The sequence below is a fragment of the Sedimentibacter hydroxybenzoicus DSM 7310 genome, from assembly GCF_013403245.1.
Classification (GTDB): Bacteria; Bacillota; Clostridia; order Tissierellales; family Sedimentibacteraceae; genus Sedimentibacter; species Sedimentibacter hydroxybenzoicus.
On sequence record NZ_JACBNQ010000001.1, the window covers coordinates 195,143 to 211,709 of the forward strand.

Genomic DNA, 16,567 nt, shown 5'->3' on the forward strand with positions numbered 1-16,567 from the left:
TTGATGGCTTAATGATTTTTATAAAGGTAATAACGAGGAGGGATAATGCATGTTTAATGATTTAGCAATGAAAATTTACAAACTTTCTACGCAAGGCTACTGCTGCACACAAATTATGTTAAAATTAGCGCTTGATGAAGAAAACAAGGGAAATCAAGACTTAATTAAAAGTGCAAATGGATTTTGTAAAGGATTAGGAGGAAGACAGGGAATATGCGGAGTTCTTTCCGGAGGCATCATGATACTCAGCCTTTATGCAGGAAAGGGAAGTGATGGCGAATATAGTCATAACAATTACGGCAGTATGGTAAATGAATTCATTGATTGGTTTGAAGATGAATTTTGCAGCTTAGAATGCATTGATATTATAGGAGTTAACAGCTTTGAAGAAAACAACAATAGTTATATGCTTAAGTGTGGGAACATATTAGTTAAAAGCTATGAAAAGGTTGTTGATATATTAAATGAAAACGATTATGAATTTGGTTACAGAGAAGATTAATAAAACAGGTGCGGTTATAGTTGCAGCCGGTATGTCTTCACGTATGAAGGACTTTAAGCCATTAATGAAAATCGGCAAATATTCAATGATAGAAAACGCGGTGATTAATTATAAAAAGAGCGGAATAGATGAAATAATAATAGTTACAGGCTTTCGCGAGAATGACATTAAAGAAAAATTGACCGGTTATGATGTTAAATTTGTTCATAATAAAGATTATTCGAAAACACAGATGTTTGATTCCGTGTGCATTGGGCTAAAAGAATTTGCAGACAATGCAGATATGATATTTATAACACCGGCAGATTGCCCTTTTGTCCAAACGTATACACTCAAGAAAATGATGGAAGAAATGGATAATAATGAACTTTATTATATAAGGCCGTACTATTTAGGAAAAAGCGGACATCCTCTCTTAGTAAGCAATAAATGTGCAGGAATAATTTTAGAACATGATGGTGCAATGGGGTTGAAGGGTGCCGTTAATAAAATTTCAGAAAACTACAAAAACATGTCTTTTGTTGATCCAGGTATTTTATTGGATGCAGATAATCCATCGGAATTTCAAAAATTACTGTCGTATAAAGAAAACAGCAAGTACCCATCAATGGATATTTGCAGACAGATATATGATAACTTTAATATAAGTAAAGAAATAAAATTACACTCTGAAAAAGTAACTGAAGTTGCATTATCTATTTATAATATGATGTATAAGTGCGGAATAATTTTAAATAAGGATCTTATTGTTGCGGCAAGTATGCTTCATGATATTGCCAAGGGCGAGAAAAAACATAATATTGTAGCAGCACAATGGATAAGAGAAATGGGCTATAAGGAAGTTTCAGATATTATAGAAGAGCATATGCACCTCCGTGATTATAACGATGAAATAACTGAAAAGGAAGTTGTGTATTTAGCAGATAAGCTGGTCGCAGGTGATAGGTTAGTAACTATTGAGCAAAAATTCGCAGCAAAAGAGCAACTATATGCTTATGATCTTAATGTGCTTAAAATCATAAAAGAAAGAAAAGAACAGGCAATGAAATGTTATAGCATGATATATAAGCAGGAAGAAAATAATATATGTGCAATAGAAACAAGTATGGAGGAAAAGTAATGACTGACAAAACTATTAGCCTTTGCCCGATATGTTTAAAACGCATAGAGGCAACATACATAAATAAAAATGACACTATATTTCTTTGTAAAAATTGTAAAGAACATGGGGATTTTTTTACTCCCGTATGGAGGGGGTATCCTTCGTTAGATAAGTGGGTTAAAAATTCACCGGAAATAGAAAATAATAATAATAATTGTCCTGATATGTGTGGATTGTGCGAATACCATGGAAATAAAACCTGTTGCACAATACTTAATGTAACTGACAAATGCAATCTTAAATGCAATTTTTGTTTTGCAGGTGAATTAACTCAGAGGGAGCCATCTTATGATTACATAAAAAAATGCTTAGATGATATGGCTGACAAAAAAATTACACATATTCATTTTAGCGGGGGAGAGCCTACAACCCGAAATGATATACCTGAATTGGCTAAATATGCAGTAAGTAAAGGATTTAAGTATATACAGCTTAATACTAACGGATTAAGAATAGCACGCGATGAATCATATGCTAAGGAGCTGGCTGATGCAGGCATAAGTGCTGTATTTCTTCAATTCGACTCAACAGATGATGACATTAATAAGACTATCAGAGGAGTTCCATTATTAGCTGAAAAGATTAAGGCTATAGAGAATTGTGATAAAGCATATCTTGGCGTCGTACTGGTACCTACGCTGATACCTGGTGTAAATACTGATAACATCGGTGATATAATAAAGTTTGGTATAGGCTATATTCCTGCAGTCAGAGGTATTCATTTTCAGCCGGTAACTTATGTCGGTAAATATCCGGAAGATCCCGAAAATTGTAATCGAATTACAATTCCGGAGGTTTTAAGAGCAATAGAAAAGCAAACAGAAGGAATGATAAAAACAGAACAGTTTACCCCTTCAAGCTGTTATCATCCTATGTGCAGCTTTCATGCCGAGTTTGTTTATGATAATGAAAGACTGATGCCACTGCTTAAAAAGCAATCGGGTAAAAAACAATCAGGAAGCTGTTGTTCAACAGATGATGTACCAAGTAACGCAGTAAGAAAAAACCAAAACTTTTTAAATCAAAAATGGACTCGTCCAGATAAATGTGAATGTTCAGAAGATAAAACGTCTATGGAAGGTTTCTTGAGCTATATGAAAAATAAAAGTTTTACAATCAGTTCAAAAGCTTTCCAAGATGAATACAACATAGATTTAAACAGATTAAAAAGATGTTCGCTGCATGTTTACGATAATGGAAAGCTGATACCTTTTTGTGCAGAATATACATATCATAAGAATCAAAAATTATTTAACTTTCCTGACGGATGCTAGGAGGTATTATGAATTTATATGAAAGTGATACTTTGAAAAATGCAATTGGAGATGCATTGAGACCGGGAGGATTTCAACTTACTGACAGAGCGTTGGATTTCTGTAAATTTCAGTCAGGAGATATGTTGCTGGATTTAGGATGCGGAAGAGGAGCTACAATAAATTATATTAATAGCAATTATGACTATAAAATTTGCGGGTTAGATATTTCGGAGAAGTTAATTTCTTATGCAAGAAGTATTAATAAGGACAATGAAATTATATTATCATCTGCTGATAATATATTGTATGAAAATGAATTTTTTCATGGTGTGATAGCAGAATGCACATTATCATTGATGGAAGGTATTCAAGAAGTGTTTAAAGAAGTTAACAGGGTATTAAAAAATAATGGTTACTTTATAATTACTGACGTTTATGCAAAAAAAACAGAATACTTAGAAGAACTTAAAAAATTTGAACTAAATACATGTTTAAAAAACCCTCTTGACTTAATCATACTAAAGGAATTTCTTTCAAACAGCGGGTTTAATGTTTTACTCGAGGAAAGACATGATAATATGATTATACAGCTTGTAGCGGATATTATTTTTAATGGATGCAGCACAACCAACCTTTGTATTGACAGAAAAATGAAAGACCTGCTGATAAAATCTAAAATTGGATATATGTTAATGATTGCACAAAAGAGGTAAACATTGTATAATAATATAAAAGAAAATTTGGATTAAAAAAATGAGCTGCCGGATTCTTTCAGACAGCGTTATATTTTTAAAAAGACAATGAATCGAAATAATGGCAGATGAGGTTTTAATTTTATCTGATATAAGTAAGCTTAGTCCGGGTGATTCGTGTTTAAATTGCAGCATTTGCACATTTCCTAACTGTGGATTTGGCAAAGGCTGCTAAATATCAGAATAACTCCACTTAACATGAGTTGAGTTTCGTTTACCAACGTTATACTTTAGTAAGTATAACGTTAAAATAAAAAAATATTACGAGGAGATGTAAAATGAAAAAAAATTTATGTTTATTTTTAGTTATTATTTCAACACTTTTTTTAATTAGCTGTAGTGACACACAAAAAGTGCAATCGGATACTACGATCCTTGTTTCAGCTGCTGCAAGCTTGAAAAATTGCATGGAAAATGATTTGATTCCCATGTTTGAACAAAAGAATCCCAATATAAAAATTAATGCTACATATGACAGTTCAGGCAAGCTTCAAGCACAAATCGAAGAAGGAGCAGATGTGGATGTATTTATGTCTGCTGCCGAAAAACAAATGAATGCATTAAATGAAAAAGGTTTGATCGTTGAGAACTCCATTGTACCTTTGTTGGAAAACGAGTTGGTACTTATAGTGCCTAAGGGAAATGAAAACAATATAAAAGATTTCGATGATATGCTGAATGCAGAAATTATTGCTGTGGGCGATCCTGAAAGTGTTCCTGCAGGACAATATGCCAAGGAGTTATTAGAAAATTTAGACTTATGGGATGAGGTATCAGGCAAATCAAGCTTAGGAACCAATGTTACGGAGGTTTTGAACTGGGTAGCAGAAGGAAGTGCTGATACAGGAATTGTATATGCAACCGATGCAGCTTCTAATGATAAGGTTGAGGTGGTTTCGGCAGCACCTGAAGGTAGCGTATCAAAAGTAATTTATCCTGTAGGTATCATAAAAGCAACGACTAAATTGGACCCCTCGAAATCTTTCGTTGAATTTTTACAAACTGACGATGCAAAAGAAATCTTTGCAAAATATGGCTTTAAGCCGAATTAAGGAATTTATATGAATTTATCTCCAATATTAATCTCAATAAAAACAGCTTCCGTATCAATAATTGTGACATTTTTTCTTGGAATTTTCATTGCAAGATCAATTGCTGATATGAAGTACGGAAAATTAAAAATTTTAATAGACGGAATTCTTACATTACCGTTGGTTTTGCCTCCGACAGTTGTCGGATTTTTCCTGCTGTTTATTTTTGGCGTCAAAAGACCTATAGGGATGTTTTTATTGGAATTTTTAAGTATTAAAATAGTGTTTTCATGGACCTCAACAGTTATTGCTGCTGTTATCGTTTCCTTTCCGTTGATGTACCGTTCTGCACGGGGAGCCTTTGAACAGGTGGATAAGGATTTAATATTGGCAGGGAGAACTCTGGGGATGTCTGAAAGAAAAATATTTTGGAGAGTTATAATGCCAAATGCTCTGCCGGGTGTGGCGTCCGGCGGCATTTTGGCATTTGCAAGAGGTCTCGGTGAATTTGGAGCAACAGCCATGATAGCCGGAAATATTGCAGATAAAACCAGGACGTTGCCCCTTGCCATATATTCCGAGGTTGCCTCCGGTAACATGGAGGGTGCTTACTCGTATGTATTGGTGGTTATCATAGTGTCCTTTGTTGTGCTGTCTTTGATGAATTATTTTATTATGAAGCAAAATAAATATTCAAATAAAGGTGTATAGATGAGTTTATCAGTTTCAATAAAGAAAAAGTTCAAGGATTTTAATTTAGATGTGAATTTTGAAAACGACGGTGATTATTTTGGTGTATTAGGTCCTTCGGGCAGCGGTAAAAGCATGACTTTAAAATGTATAGCCGGCTTGGAAACTCCCGATGAAGGCCGTATTGTGTTCAATGACAGAGTTCTGTTTGATTCACAGCAAAATATTAATGTAAAGCCTCAGGACAGAAAAATAGGTTATCTGTTTCAGAGCTATGCATTGTTTCCAAATATGACTGCTGAACAAAATATAGGCTGCGGTTTAAAATGCTCTAAAGAAGATAGGAAAATAAAAACAGGTAAAATGATCGAGTTGTTCCATCTTGAAGGATTAGAAAAGAAATATCCGTGGCAACTATCGGGGGGACAGCAGCAAAGGGTTGCCTTAGCCCGTATTTTTGCTTATGAACCGGAAGCATTATTGCTTGATGAGCCGTTTTCCGCATTGGACTCGCACCTGAAGGAAGAGCTCCAAGCGGAGGTTTTTGAGTTTTTAAAGCTATACGAAGGGCAAGTGCTGATGGTTACACATCAAAGAGATGAAGTTTATAAATTCTGCAAAAATCTTGCAATTTTAAATAAAGGTAAATTAATTATATACGGAGATACCAAGGTTATATTTAATGAACCAAGAACGGTTGAAGCGGCTAAAATAATCGGCTGTAATAATATTTCCCCATGCCGAATTATTTCTTCGGGACAAATTTTCGTTAATGATTGGGATATTGTACTGCAAACAGAAAAAAAGATACCTGAAAATATAACGTACATAGGTATCAGAGCTCATAGCTTTAAAATTGTAAATAATAATCACGAACCAAATATTATGGATTGCGAAATTGTTAATATAACAGATGAACTGTTTGAATACAGCATAGTTTTTAAAAATAGAGCTTCGGAAAACAGTAAAAAATTAATTTATAAAATAAAAAAGAATGAGTGGGACAGCACAACAAATAAAAATAAGCTTTTTTTAAAAATTCCTGAGGAATCGATATTTATGCTGACATAATCATTAAAGGTATTCATTGAAATATTCATCGAATATTTCGGTGGCTTTATTTTTCAATTCATTTTCATATGCTTCATATTTCTCTAAAAATTCAATACATTTTTGAGTTAAGCTCGAACCGCCTCCGCCCAAGCCGCCGATTTTTCTTTCCAAAAGCTTAAAGCCGAGGTTTTTTTCTGATCCCTTTATCATTCTCAACGCCTTTGTATATGATAAATTCATTTGCTTGCAGGCAGCATTCAACGAGTCATATTCATTTGTCAATTTAAGCAAGGTTCTGACTCCCGGTCCGAAAAATATTTCTTCCTTAGCTAACCGTATTTGTAATATATAATGTAAGTTATCCATAATCATCCTCCAATCAAATATATAATACCAAAAATTTCGGGAAAATGATATAATAAAATTGTTATTCTGAGCCGGAGGCGAAAACTGACAAATCATAAAAAGGAGTTTTTATGAACCCGTACATTTTACCATGCTCACCTCGCTTTGTAATTATTGATTACAGGGCAAGTGATGAAATAATAAATTATTTAAAAAAATTAAACATAATTCCTATCAAGACAATTAAATGTAATGAATTGCAGGAGCCCGTAAACGGACACCCCGATATGGTCATACACCCCATAGATTATGAAAATTTTGTAGTTGCGCCAAATGTATATGACTACTACAGAATTGCTTTAAAAAGTGCCGGAGTTAGACTAATTAAAGGCAGCACAACTCTAAGCATAAATTATCCCGGAGATATATCGTACAATGTAGCGAGAGTAGGTAGATATGCCATACATAATTTGCACCACACCGATGAGGTATTGAAGCATTATTTAGAAAAATCAGGTATCGAATTTATCCATGTTCGACAGGGTTATTCAAAATGCTCAACAACAGCTCTAAACGGCAATACAGCCTTAACATCAGATACATCCATATATGAAAAACTTACATCATGCAACATAAATTGCTTGTATATAAATCCGGAGGTTGTCTTATTAAACGGTTACAATCATGGATTTATCGGCGGATGTACCGGTTTGATTAACGATAAAACATTCTTATCAACAGGAAAAATATGCGATAAAAATATTGCAGACACAATAAAAGAATTTATCATGTCTGCAGGTTATACATATAATGAAGCGTCAAATGAGCAAATAACAGACTTAGGCACAATTATACCGATTGTTTAAGTCACACGTTTATCATGCTATTTCATCAAGACGTGCTTTGATACGATTAACTTCGTTTTCAAGGATTGTTAACCTTATAAGTAATAATTCTTTTTCATTTTCAATTTTTAATGCATTGTCCAGTTTATTATTTAAATCACGATGTCCCTCGGCTATTATTCTGATATTTTTATTCGTCTCATTTTCCAGAGTCATTTTAACGTCCTTAATATCAGATTTCATAATCGTGATTTCGGAATGTACTTCATCAAAACCATTTTGCATTTTACCGCTTATGTCATTCATATCTGATTTAATTACTTTGATTTCGGAATGTACTTCATCAAAACCATTCTGCATTTTACCGCTTATGTCATTCATATCTGATTTAATTACTTTGATTTCGGAATGTACTTCATCAAAACCATTTTGCATTTTACTGCTTATGTCATTCATATCAGACTTAATTTCTTTAATTTCAGAATGTACCGTTACGAAACCATTCTGCATTTTTTCATTCATTTCGGTTATTGACTGAAGTATTTGTTTGCTGTTGTCCATTTGTTTACATCTCCTTATTTAATAATAGTTCTGTCGGATTCATTGTATTCTGTCGGATTTTCAGCAACATTTTCAATAAGTTTTAAATTAAAGCCCAAGGTTAAACGCACTATGTTTTGTTTATTGAAATCTGCCTTGTCATATGCCTGAGCTATATTAATAGCTTCAGGAGATAGAAAATCTTTTGGGTCTTTCGTCCCCAATAAATAATTTGCTGAAACATCAAGAACATTACATATCAATTCTATAGTGTCGGGGTCAGGCCTGTTCTTATCATTTTCCCAATCACTGACAGAATTATGCTTTGCTCCAATTGCATCTGCTAAATTCTTTTGAGTATAATTTTTATTTTTTCTTGCTAATTTTAACTTTTGTCCAAAAGTCATTATATTTACCTCATAATTAATTATGAATATATAATACCACAGCGTATCGAATTTGTAAATAGGAAATTTCGGAAAAGTCGAAAATGCATTAATTCGTCTTAAGGGAAGTTAATATAGTATTTATCAATGGCTTAAAAATTAAATATAATAAATACCCGATGATTCCGCCAACCGTATTTGTAATTAGATCTGTTACATCAGAGGATCTAAAACCATTAATCAAAGGTTGAAACATTTCAATACTCAAGCTGAACAAAAATGTTTGTAATGCGCAGGAAAATATATTCTGCTTCTTTAAGATAGGAATTAAAAAGCCGAATGGTATCATTAAAATTATATTTAGCAAAATTTGTTGTCCCGCATATGCTCTGCCTGAAAAATAATCGTCAAAAGCCCGCATATTCATTGGTATATAAGCATGGTCAAAAACAAACGGAAGTGAAACAATCACAGGCATTAAGGTCACATAGAAAACCAAAGCTATATAGATATACAAAAGTGTATTTACAAACAGTATGTCTTTCCCTTTGGATTTCCACTTCTTAAAAAATAAAACAGAATATATTATAATCAGTACAATAATATCAATGAGGTATTTAATATAATTGTCCATTATTGCTCCTATAAAAATGTTACTTAACCATATATTAGGTTCATATTATGATATATGTATTATACTACACATTTCATGATTATTACAGAAATGTTTTAATGTTCTCTGGAATAAAACTTATTAAAGGTGGAAAAACTCTAAGTAGAAACTATCCCGAGGATATAGCATATAATGTAAGCAAGAATAGGGAGATATGCTGTACATAGACTGCAGCATACAGACCAGGTTTTAAAATATTATTTGGAAGAAGCAGATATTGAATTAGTTCATGTATATTGATATATGAAACATCATATAATATAACTTGTTTGTATATAAATCCGGAGTTGTTTTGATAAATTTTTCAGTCATGGATTTATTGGCGGATGTACAGATTTAATTAATGAAAAAAATATTCTTTATTCTTATCGAAGAAAATTCCTTGATAAGAATATTTTATACACATTAATAGCATTTATCCGATCTACAGGGTATATTTATGATGAAGCTTCAAATGTGCAAATAATATATGGCATTTCCGATGCCGATTGACCTCCCTTAAAGAGAGGAGTGACTTGATGGAGCTTTTATCATTAGAGTTAAATGAAAATGAAAATCATGAAGTATTTAATAATATTAAAATAATAACCAATTTAGATGAAAGTGATATAAATATAGAAATATCGTCAACTGACGAAGGAAACATAAGATTAAGGTATTTTACAGACAACAGAATAAATAAAAGGGAATACATTGAAAATATAATAGGAAAAGTAACTAAGTTGTTAATTGAATATACAAAGTTAGAAAGCATTAACATATTAAAAGAAAGCTATTTTTATTTTGATGAGGATGAAGTTGGCAATATTATTTCTGATATTGAAAATGAGATAGATAATGATGTAAAAATTAAGCTTATTATTAAAAATAAATTCAAAGAAATATTAGAGCGCTCGACTTTGATAAACTTAAACGGCTTCATAAACTTCAGATTAAAATTTATAAAGCTTTATGCTGCACAAGTGGTTGAAAGGTGCATTGACAGCTATCTTATGAAAAAGGAATATATGGATTTTATAAGCATTATTAAATTGATTTCTGAGAAGGAAGAAGCAGAATATGATTTAGTAAATGTTATGTACACAAATAATAAGATTCAGGTGTACGATAAAAATATGAAAAAGTTGACTTATATAAGTAATATGGAATTATCAAGTGATTTGGTAAATAAGGTGGCATATGATGAATCAGTAATCAATATATTATTAAATGTATCACCTAAGAAAATAATACTTCATGAACAAAAATTAGATAAGGGAAATAAAGAAGCTGTAAATACAATAGAAATTATAAAAAAGATTTTTGAAGGTAAAATTGAAATGTGTAAGGGCTGCAAGTATTGCGACCTGCTTTAAGCAGATGAGCCAAATCAATGATTTGGTGTCAGTCGCTTATACCGTAAGTATAAATATAAGGGTGTCTTCCGACACCCGTTTTAAAACACATAAATTGGGTATATAAACAGTATTAAGAAAACCATAAGGTTTATATTATAAAATATAAAAAAGGGGAAAGGGAATATATATAAAGGGAGGAATACATATGTCATTTTTAATATTAGCAAGCTTAATAACTATAACTGTAATAGCTGCAATTCATTTGATAAATATAAAAGAAGCAGAAGCAAATAACGGGAATAATGAATAATTAAAAAATGAGAAAGTGTCGGATAAACACTTTCTCGTTTTTTAAATTGTGTTAACGAGATGGAAATTATTTAGAATGGTCCGTATCCTATCATTACAGAAACAGCCACAAGTATAGCACCTATTAAACTCCATATCAGTAATAGAGGAAGCATCCATTTTGCCCATTTTTCCCATCTTATACCGCCTATTGCAATTGCAGCCATAAAATAACCTGAAGTAGGGTTTATAACATTTGAGAATCCGTCACCAAACTGAAATGCCAGAACTGCAGACTGCCTGGAGATGCCAACCAAATCTGCCATAGGAGCCATTATGGGCATTGAAGCTGCTGCCTGACCGCTTCCCGAAGGTATTATAAAATTGATAAAGCTTTGAACAATAAACATTGCAACACCGCTTAATGAAGGAGGTAACCCCTGAACCAGACCTGCCAGACTGTATATTATAGTGTCCATTATTTTTCCTTCTTGCATAACAACCATTATTGAGGTTGCCAATCCTATTACAAGAGCACCGTAGACTAATTCCTTTGCTCCGTTTATGAATTCTTGTGCAATTTTATCTATTGATAAGCCTCCTGCTACACCGGATAAAATTCCTATAATCAGGAAAATTGCCGTTAATTCGGTAATGTAAAAGTTTAACTCAACAACACCGTATCCCAATATACACAGTCCGGAAATTAATATAAGCATTACAATTTTGTGTCTTGTTGTAAATTCAATATTATCATTGAATTCAAATTCTTTATGTCTTATCTTATCCTCTTCATATGTAACGCTTAATTCTGGGTTTTTCTGAATTTTGCTTGCGTATCTATATACATATATAATAGTTATACTTAAGATTAATACGTATGCTATAAGGCGGAAGCCAATACCGGAAAACATCGGAAGACCGGCAATTCCCTGAGCTATGCCCACAGTGAATGGATTAAGGAAGGCGCCTGCAAAACCGGCACCTGCTCCCAGTAATACCATTGCTGTACCTGTGAGAGTGTCAAATCCTAAAGCCAAGGCTAAAGAAATAACTATTGGATAGAACGGAAGCATTTCTTCTGCTGAACCAAGAATTGCTCCTGCCAAAGAAAAAATAAACATTACGATAGGGATAACCGCTTTTTCCTTACCCTTCATTCGTTTTACCACTTCTACAATTCCGGAATCTATGGCGCCGGTGGACTGGAGTATTCCGAAGGATCCTCCTATCATGAGAACAAAGAAAATTATATATCCGGAGTTTTCCATGCCTTTTGGGATAGCTTTAAAGACATCAAAGAATGACAGAGGATTGCTTTCAACACTATGATAAGTGTCAGGAACTACAAATATCCTGTCTGTTTCAGGATCTACTGCACGGTCAAATTCACCGGCCGGAATTACGTATGTAAGGACAGCGACTAGTACTATTACAAAGAATAGTAGTGCATATGTGTGTGGAATTCTAAACCTTTTCTTTTTTTCAATACTTTTTTCCATAATAATCTCCTTATAAACATAAAATTTTTATTAATTTGTAATAAATTTCTGAAGCTTTCAATATTTCATCTATTGAACAAAATTCATCATTTGCATGAGCTTGAGTTATGCTGCCGGGACCGAGTATTATGCATTTAGCATTTGTGTGATTGGACAGTAATCCGGCATCACTCCATGCAGGAAAGTCTTTTGCAGGAAGGTTTTGACCTGTAACATCCGATGTAATATTAAGTGCTTTTTTTACAAGCTCATGATTTGGGTCAATACTGTAGGGTGCATTTATCATTGATGCGGTAAATTCACGCATTGCTTTAAGCTCATATTGTCCTTTGAATTTTTCGGCTGCTTTTGCAGCGTAGCTTTCAATTTCATTATGAATGAACTCCAAGGTTTCTCCGGGCAGCCATCTCCGGTCAATTTGAACGCTGCAAGTGTCAGGAACAATATTAGGGTCATCTCCTCCCTCGATACGTCCCACATTAATGCTCCCGCATCCAAGAAGTTCGTGTTTACGTTTTTCAATTATGAGCTCCAGCTCACTGTAAATCATTCTGCAAAATTCCGAAGCCATATAAATCGCGTTTTTTCCTTCTTTTGGACGGCTTCCATGAGTTGCTTCACCTCTGAACGTAACCTCAATCCATTCCATGCCCTTGTGTGCGGTGCACACTCTGAGGTTGGTAGGTTCGCCGATTACAACATAATCAGAGACAATATTTTTTTTGATGAGATATTCAGTACCCTTTGACCTTTCCTCCTCATCAATTACTCCAGTAAATGCAACTGTTTTCTCCAAATCGAGCCCCTGTCTTTTTATGGCAATCATTGCGGCTATCATGGCAGTTAAACCACCCTTCATATCCGCAGTGCCTCTTCCGTATATGATGCCGTCCCTTATAAACGGCACAAATGGCTTGTACTTCATCGTAAATCCGGGAACTGTATCGATGTGGCCGTTAAACATTAAATGCACGGATTCATTTTTGCCGAATATTTTTCCCGTAACATTAGGTCTGTTTTTTTCAATCTCTGCACATTCTACATAAATGTCATTATTCTTAAAGATATTACTTATGCAGGCTGCGACCTCCGATTCTTTTTGATCAACATTTTTGTGGCTTTCAATTGATACCAGCTTTGTAACAATGTCAATAATTTCATTTTCGCTTATGAATCTTGTAATCTCCAAAAAAATATCTCCTTCCTATTCAATAGATAGCCAAAAAATTCGGCTTTAAGTTATTGAGTTAATATGTTTAAACATTTCAACATAAAGAATTAAAAAAATAGATGTTGCTTAAACTAAACCTCCCTTCAATAATAATTATATGTTTAAACATATCGACATATAACTCAAAAAAATTTAGAAAAAGCCCATGCCGATAAATTTAAGCAAAGTTTGCGATAAACTTTTCAGCGTGTGCATATTCACAGAATAATATATTTCTTTTCCTTCTTTTCTTGCTTCAAGGATTCTTGCTCTTTTCAGGATTTGCAGATGATGTGATACCGTAGGACGGGATAAGGTGCACTTTGCAGCAATATCACTTGCGTTCAGTTCCTTTTTCCCGATGATATTAAGAATATCTATTCTGGCTTCATCACCTAATGCTTTTATTATTTCTATATCCATATCATTTTGATTAATTCCGGACATACTCCCACCCACCATCTTTTGCTATTTAAAACGGACCATAGTTGATAACAGTTGATATTATAAGAATAATAAGGGCTTCTGCACATAATGCAATAAACAAAGGCATAAACCATTTTAACCAATCCTTCCACTCGATATCTCCAAGAGCCAAAGCAGCTATGAAATAGCCTGAGGTAGGACTTATTAGGTTTGTAAGACCGTCCCCGAACTGGAAGGCCAAAACGGCGGTTTGCCTTGTGATACCCGACATATCAGCCAATGTTTTCATTATGGGCATGGATGCGGCTGCTTGTCCGCTTCCGGAAGAAATAAATATATTCAGTACACCATGCACAAATGACATTCCCACGGCGCTCGCGACAGGGCTGAAGCCTTCAATAAGTTCTGCAAGGGCATGAATAATCGAATCCATAATATTTCCATATATCATAATTACGGACACAGCTTTTGCAATTCCGATAATAAGTGCTCCGTAAGTCATGGCGGATGCACCCTTAACAAATTCTGCTGATATTCTGCCTGGAGTTAACCCTCCTGCGAGTCCGCTCGCTATGGCCATTATGAAAAATACTGTGGATATTTCCAAAATATAAAAACTGAATTTCAAAATTCCTGCAATCATGAATATAAATGACAGCACAAGTACTGTCATAACCCGGTAGTGCTCCGTCTTCATAGCTTGGAAATCCTCAAAAGCTTTGCTGCTTGGAGTAAGGTCATTTTTTATATTATTAACATGCCTTATTACAAATACTATTGATGTTCCTAAAAATATAACATTGGTTATTACTCTTAAAACAATTCCCGAGTACAGAGGGAGTTCCGAAACATTCTGGGCTATTCCCGTTGTAAAAGGATTAAGAAATCCTGCGGCAAAACCGGTCCCGGTTCCCAACAGCACCATGGCTACACCTGTAATTTTATCATAACCCATCGCTAAAGAAAAGCAAATTATTAAAGGATAAAAAGGAAGTGCTTCTTCCGCTGTCCCGAATAAAGCTCCTGACAGTGAGAAAAGAGTCATAATTATTGCTACAATCGTTTTCTCATTGCCTGAGGATTTTCGTACTAAGTTTCCAATTAATGCGTCAGTTGTTCCGGTTGCTTGAATTACACCGAATGCGCCTCCTATAATAAGCACAAAAATAATTATATCGCTCGCTTCCATCATTCCCTCAGGGATGGATTTAAAAATATCAAAAATAGAGACCGGTGTATTTTCTACTGATTTGTAACTGTGGGGTACCACATAGCTTATTCCTTTAGTGGTATCAATTTCTCTGTCATAGGTTCCGGCAGGAATAAAATATGAAGCAATTCCTAAAACAACTATTATGTAAAACAATAAAACATATGAACCGGGAATTTTTTTTAACACTGTGCTGCCTCCGCTAATATTTTGATGCGTTTAAGTATATCGAAATATAGTTTAAATTATTATAACATATATTTTGAGTTCTGCAACAATAATATTTTTAAATTTGATTCATAAATAAATTTGCATAAAAAATTATAATAAAGATAAAGGTGTAAATTTCAATAAATTTAAACATAACACTATATGATATATGATAATTAAGCTCGCTTACAATTATGGGTGTCTAAACTTAAAATCGCTTAAACACCCATTTTAATTATTTCTACTCAACTTCCAATTTGTATCCGACTCTTTGTATTGTAACAATTAAATTCTTATACTCACCTAAGTTGTTTCTGAGTCTTTTTATATGTGTATCAACAGTCCTGTTATTTCCATAAAAGTCAAAGCCCCATACATCGGTTAATATTTGCTCCCTTGACAAAGCGATATTTTTGTTTCTGATGAAATATAAAAGTAAGTCATATTCCTTAGGCGTAAGGCTTACCTTAACCTTATCTACATAAACGGTTCGGCTGGACATATAAACTTCAATTCCTTTATATTTAAATTTATTGTTATCCAAATAATTCACATAACCTACATTTTGAATATTATATTCCCTTCGTAAAATCACCTTTATTTTTGCAAAGAGTTCTTCTATAAAAAACGGCTTAACAAGATAATCATTAATTCCGAGTTCAAAAGCCAAAAGCTTATAAATTTTATCACCGTTAGTAGAGGTTATTATAACCGGAATATTTTTCATTTTACAAATTTCTTTACATGTTGAGAATCCGTCCATACCGGGAAGAACTGCGTCCATAACAATAATATCAACTTTTTTATCTTTGCAGGTTTTAATTGCATCGATACCGTTGGTTACTTGTATTGTATGATACCCTTCAAGATCTGCATGATCTTTTATCTCTTTTTGTATTTCTTTATCATCATCAACTACTAAAATCGTTATCATGGGATTACCTCTTTTAATAAGATGTTAACAATTCTAATGTTATTTTAGCATAAATATAAAAAAGAATCAATATCTCCAAAAAACATTTTCAATTCCATATCAGGTGTGCTGACAATGTGTTTCACTCAAATACATCAGTGTACAATGCATTGTACAAATTTCACATTTCGGACACAAAAATATCATCGGATTGTTACTACTGTAATATATAATGA

General features: G+C 33.5%; 18 protein-coding genes. 9 read left to right on the forward strand and 9 right to left on the reverse strand.

What is annotated here, in order from left to right; genetic code table 11:
* Nucleotides 1-49: 49 nt before the first annotated feature.
* From HZF24_RS00935 to HZF24_RS00965, 7 genes are all read left to right on the forward strand, one after another.
* On the forward strand, nucleotides 50-502 hold the full coding sequence (locus tag HZF24_RS00935) for a DVU_1555 family C-GCAxxG-C-C protein (protein WP_179236379.1): 453 nt from the start codon (nucleotides 50-52) through the stop codon (nucleotides 500-502).
* On the forward strand, nucleotides 477-1,622 hold the full coding sequence (locus HZF24_RS00940; protein ID WP_179236380.1) for a DVU_1551 family NTP transferase: 1,146 nt from the start codon (nucleotides 477-479) through the stop codon (nucleotides 1,620-1,622). Before HZF24_RS00935 ends, HZF24_RS00940 begins: the two co-directional genes overlap by 26 nt.
* Nucleotides 1,622-2,938, forward strand: a complete 1,317-nt coding sequence (gene trsS / locus HZF24_RS00945) for a radical SAM (seleno)protein TrsS (RefSeq protein ID WP_179236381.1) — start codon at nucleotides 1,622-1,624, stop codon at nucleotides 2,936-2,938. The genes HZF24_RS00940 and trsS overlap by 1 nt, the downstream gene beginning before the upstream one ends.
* A gap of 8 nt (nucleotides 2,939-2,946) precedes the next feature.
* Complete coding sequence (gene trsM / locus HZF24_RS00950; RefSeq protein WP_179236382.1) at nucleotides 2,947-3,633, forward strand: DVU_1556 family methyltransferase; 687 nt, start codon at nucleotides 2,947-2,949, stop codon at nucleotides 3,631-3,633.
* A gap of 317 nt (nucleotides 3,634-3,950) precedes the next feature.
* Complete coding sequence (gene modA / locus HZF24_RS00955; RefSeq protein WP_179236383.1) at nucleotides 3,951-4,724, forward strand: molybdate ABC transporter substrate-binding protein; 774 nt, start codon at nucleotides 3,951-3,953, stop codon at nucleotides 4,722-4,724.
* 9 nt (nucleotides 4,725-4,733) lie between these two features.
* Nucleotides 4,734-5,414 carry a molybdate ABC transporter permease subunit gene (gene modB, locus HZF24_RS00960; protein WP_179236384.1) on the forward strand — a complete coding sequence of 227 codons (681 nt, stop codon included), beginning with the start codon at nucleotides 4,734-4,736 and terminating at the stop codon, nucleotides 5,412-5,414.
* Nucleotides 5,415-6,464 carry a sulfate/molybdate ABC transporter ATP-binding protein gene (locus HZF24_RS00965; protein WP_179236385.1) on the forward strand — a complete coding sequence of 350 codons (1,050 nt, stop codon included), beginning with the start codon at nucleotides 5,415-5,417 and terminating at the stop codon, nucleotides 6,462-6,464.
* A 3-nt stretch (nucleotides 6,465-6,467) separates the two neighbouring features.
* Here the strand turns inward: HZF24_RS00965 and HZF24_RS00970 are convergent, their stop codons facing one another.
* Complete coding sequence (locus HZF24_RS00970; protein ID WP_179236386.1) at nucleotides 6,468-6,812, reverse strand: winged helix-turn-helix domain-containing protein; 345 nt, start codon at nucleotides 6,810-6,812, stop codon at nucleotides 6,468-6,470.
* Nucleotides 6,813-6,922: 110 nt separating this feature from the next.
* Here HZF24_RS00970 and HZF24_RS00975 point away from each other — a divergent pair, with 110 nt between their 5' ends.
* Entirely contained in the window at nucleotides 6,923-7,657 is a 735-nt protein-coding gene (locus HZF24_RS00975) for a DUF6873 family GME fold protein (RefSeq protein ID WP_179236387.1), read from the forward strand.
* Between the two features lie 12 nt (nucleotides 7,658-7,669).
* Here HZF24_RS00975 and HZF24_RS00980 read toward each other — a convergent pair whose 3' ends face one another.
* The 3 genes from HZF24_RS00980 to HZF24_RS00990 all read right to left on the reverse strand — a co-directional run bounded on the left by HZF24_RS00980 (nucleotide 7,670) and on the right by HZF24_RS00990 (nucleotide 9,196).
* Nucleotides 7,670-8,197 (reverse strand): hypothetical protein, encoded by a 528-nt coding sequence (locus tag HZF24_RS00980; protein WP_246345901.1) that lies wholly within the window; start codon nucleotides 8,195-8,197, stop codon nucleotides 7,670-7,672.
* Nucleotides 8,198-8,211: 14 nt separating this feature from the next.
* Nucleotides 8,212-8,583 carry a helix-turn-helix domain-containing protein gene (locus HZF24_RS00985; protein ID WP_179236388.1) on the reverse strand — a complete coding sequence of 124 codons (372 nt, stop codon included), beginning with the start codon at nucleotides 8,581-8,583 and terminating at the stop codon, nucleotides 8,212-8,214.
* A gap of 88 nt (nucleotides 8,584-8,671) precedes the next feature.
* Complete coding sequence (locus HZF24_RS00990) at nucleotides 8,672-9,196, reverse strand: VanZ family protein (RefSeq protein WP_179236389.1); 525 nt, start codon at nucleotides 9,194-9,196, stop codon at nucleotides 8,672-8,674.
* A gap of 557 nt (nucleotides 9,197-9,753) precedes the next feature.
* Between HZF24_RS00990 and ytxC the strand changes: the two genes are divergently transcribed.
* The gene (gene ytxC, locus HZF24_RS00995; protein ID WP_179236390.1) at nucleotides 9,754-10,590 is read left to right on the forward strand and encodes a sporulation protein YtxC; all 837 of its coding nucleotides are present in this window, start codon (nucleotides 9,754-9,756) and stop codon (nucleotides 10,588-10,590) included.
* A gap of 362 nt (nucleotides 10,591-10,952) precedes the next feature.
* On the opposite strand, the gene HZF24_RS01000 is transcribed toward ytxC, so the two are convergent.
* The 5 genes from HZF24_RS01000 to HZF24_RS01020 all read right to left on the reverse strand — a co-directional run bounded on the left by HZF24_RS01000 (nucleotide 10,953) and on the right by HZF24_RS01020 (nucleotide 16,352).
* Nucleotides 10,953-12,362, reverse strand: coding sequence for a YfcC family protein (locus HZF24_RS01000; RefSeq protein ID WP_179236391.1), 1,410 nt, complete (start codon nucleotides 12,360-12,362; stop codon nucleotides 10,953-10,955).
* 10 nt (nucleotides 12,363-12,372) lie between these two features.
* Nucleotides 12,373-13,551 (reverse strand): M20 family metallopeptidase, encoded by a 1,179-nt coding sequence (locus tag HZF24_RS01005; protein WP_179236392.1) that lies wholly within the window; start codon nucleotides 13,549-13,551, stop codon nucleotides 12,373-12,375.
* A gap of 174 nt (nucleotides 13,552-13,725) precedes the next feature.
* Complete coding sequence (locus tag HZF24_RS01010) at nucleotides 13,726-14,019, reverse strand: ArsR/SmtB family transcription factor (RefSeq protein WP_179236393.1); 294 nt, start codon at nucleotides 14,017-14,019, stop codon at nucleotides 13,726-13,728.
* A 25-nt stretch (nucleotides 14,020-14,044) separates the two neighbouring features.
* A complete protein-coding gene (locus HZF24_RS01015) occupies nucleotides 14,045-15,397 on the reverse strand; it encodes a YfcC family protein (RefSeq protein ID WP_179236394.1) in 1,353 nt (450 codons plus the stop codon).
* A gap of 262 nt (nucleotides 15,398-15,659) precedes the next feature.
* Nucleotides 15,660-16,352 (reverse strand): response regulator transcription factor, encoded by a 693-nt coding sequence (locus HZF24_RS01020; RefSeq protein ID WP_179236395.1) that lies wholly within the window; start codon nucleotides 16,350-16,352, stop codon nucleotides 15,660-15,662.
* Nucleotides 16,353-16,567 lie beyond the last annotated feature (215 nt).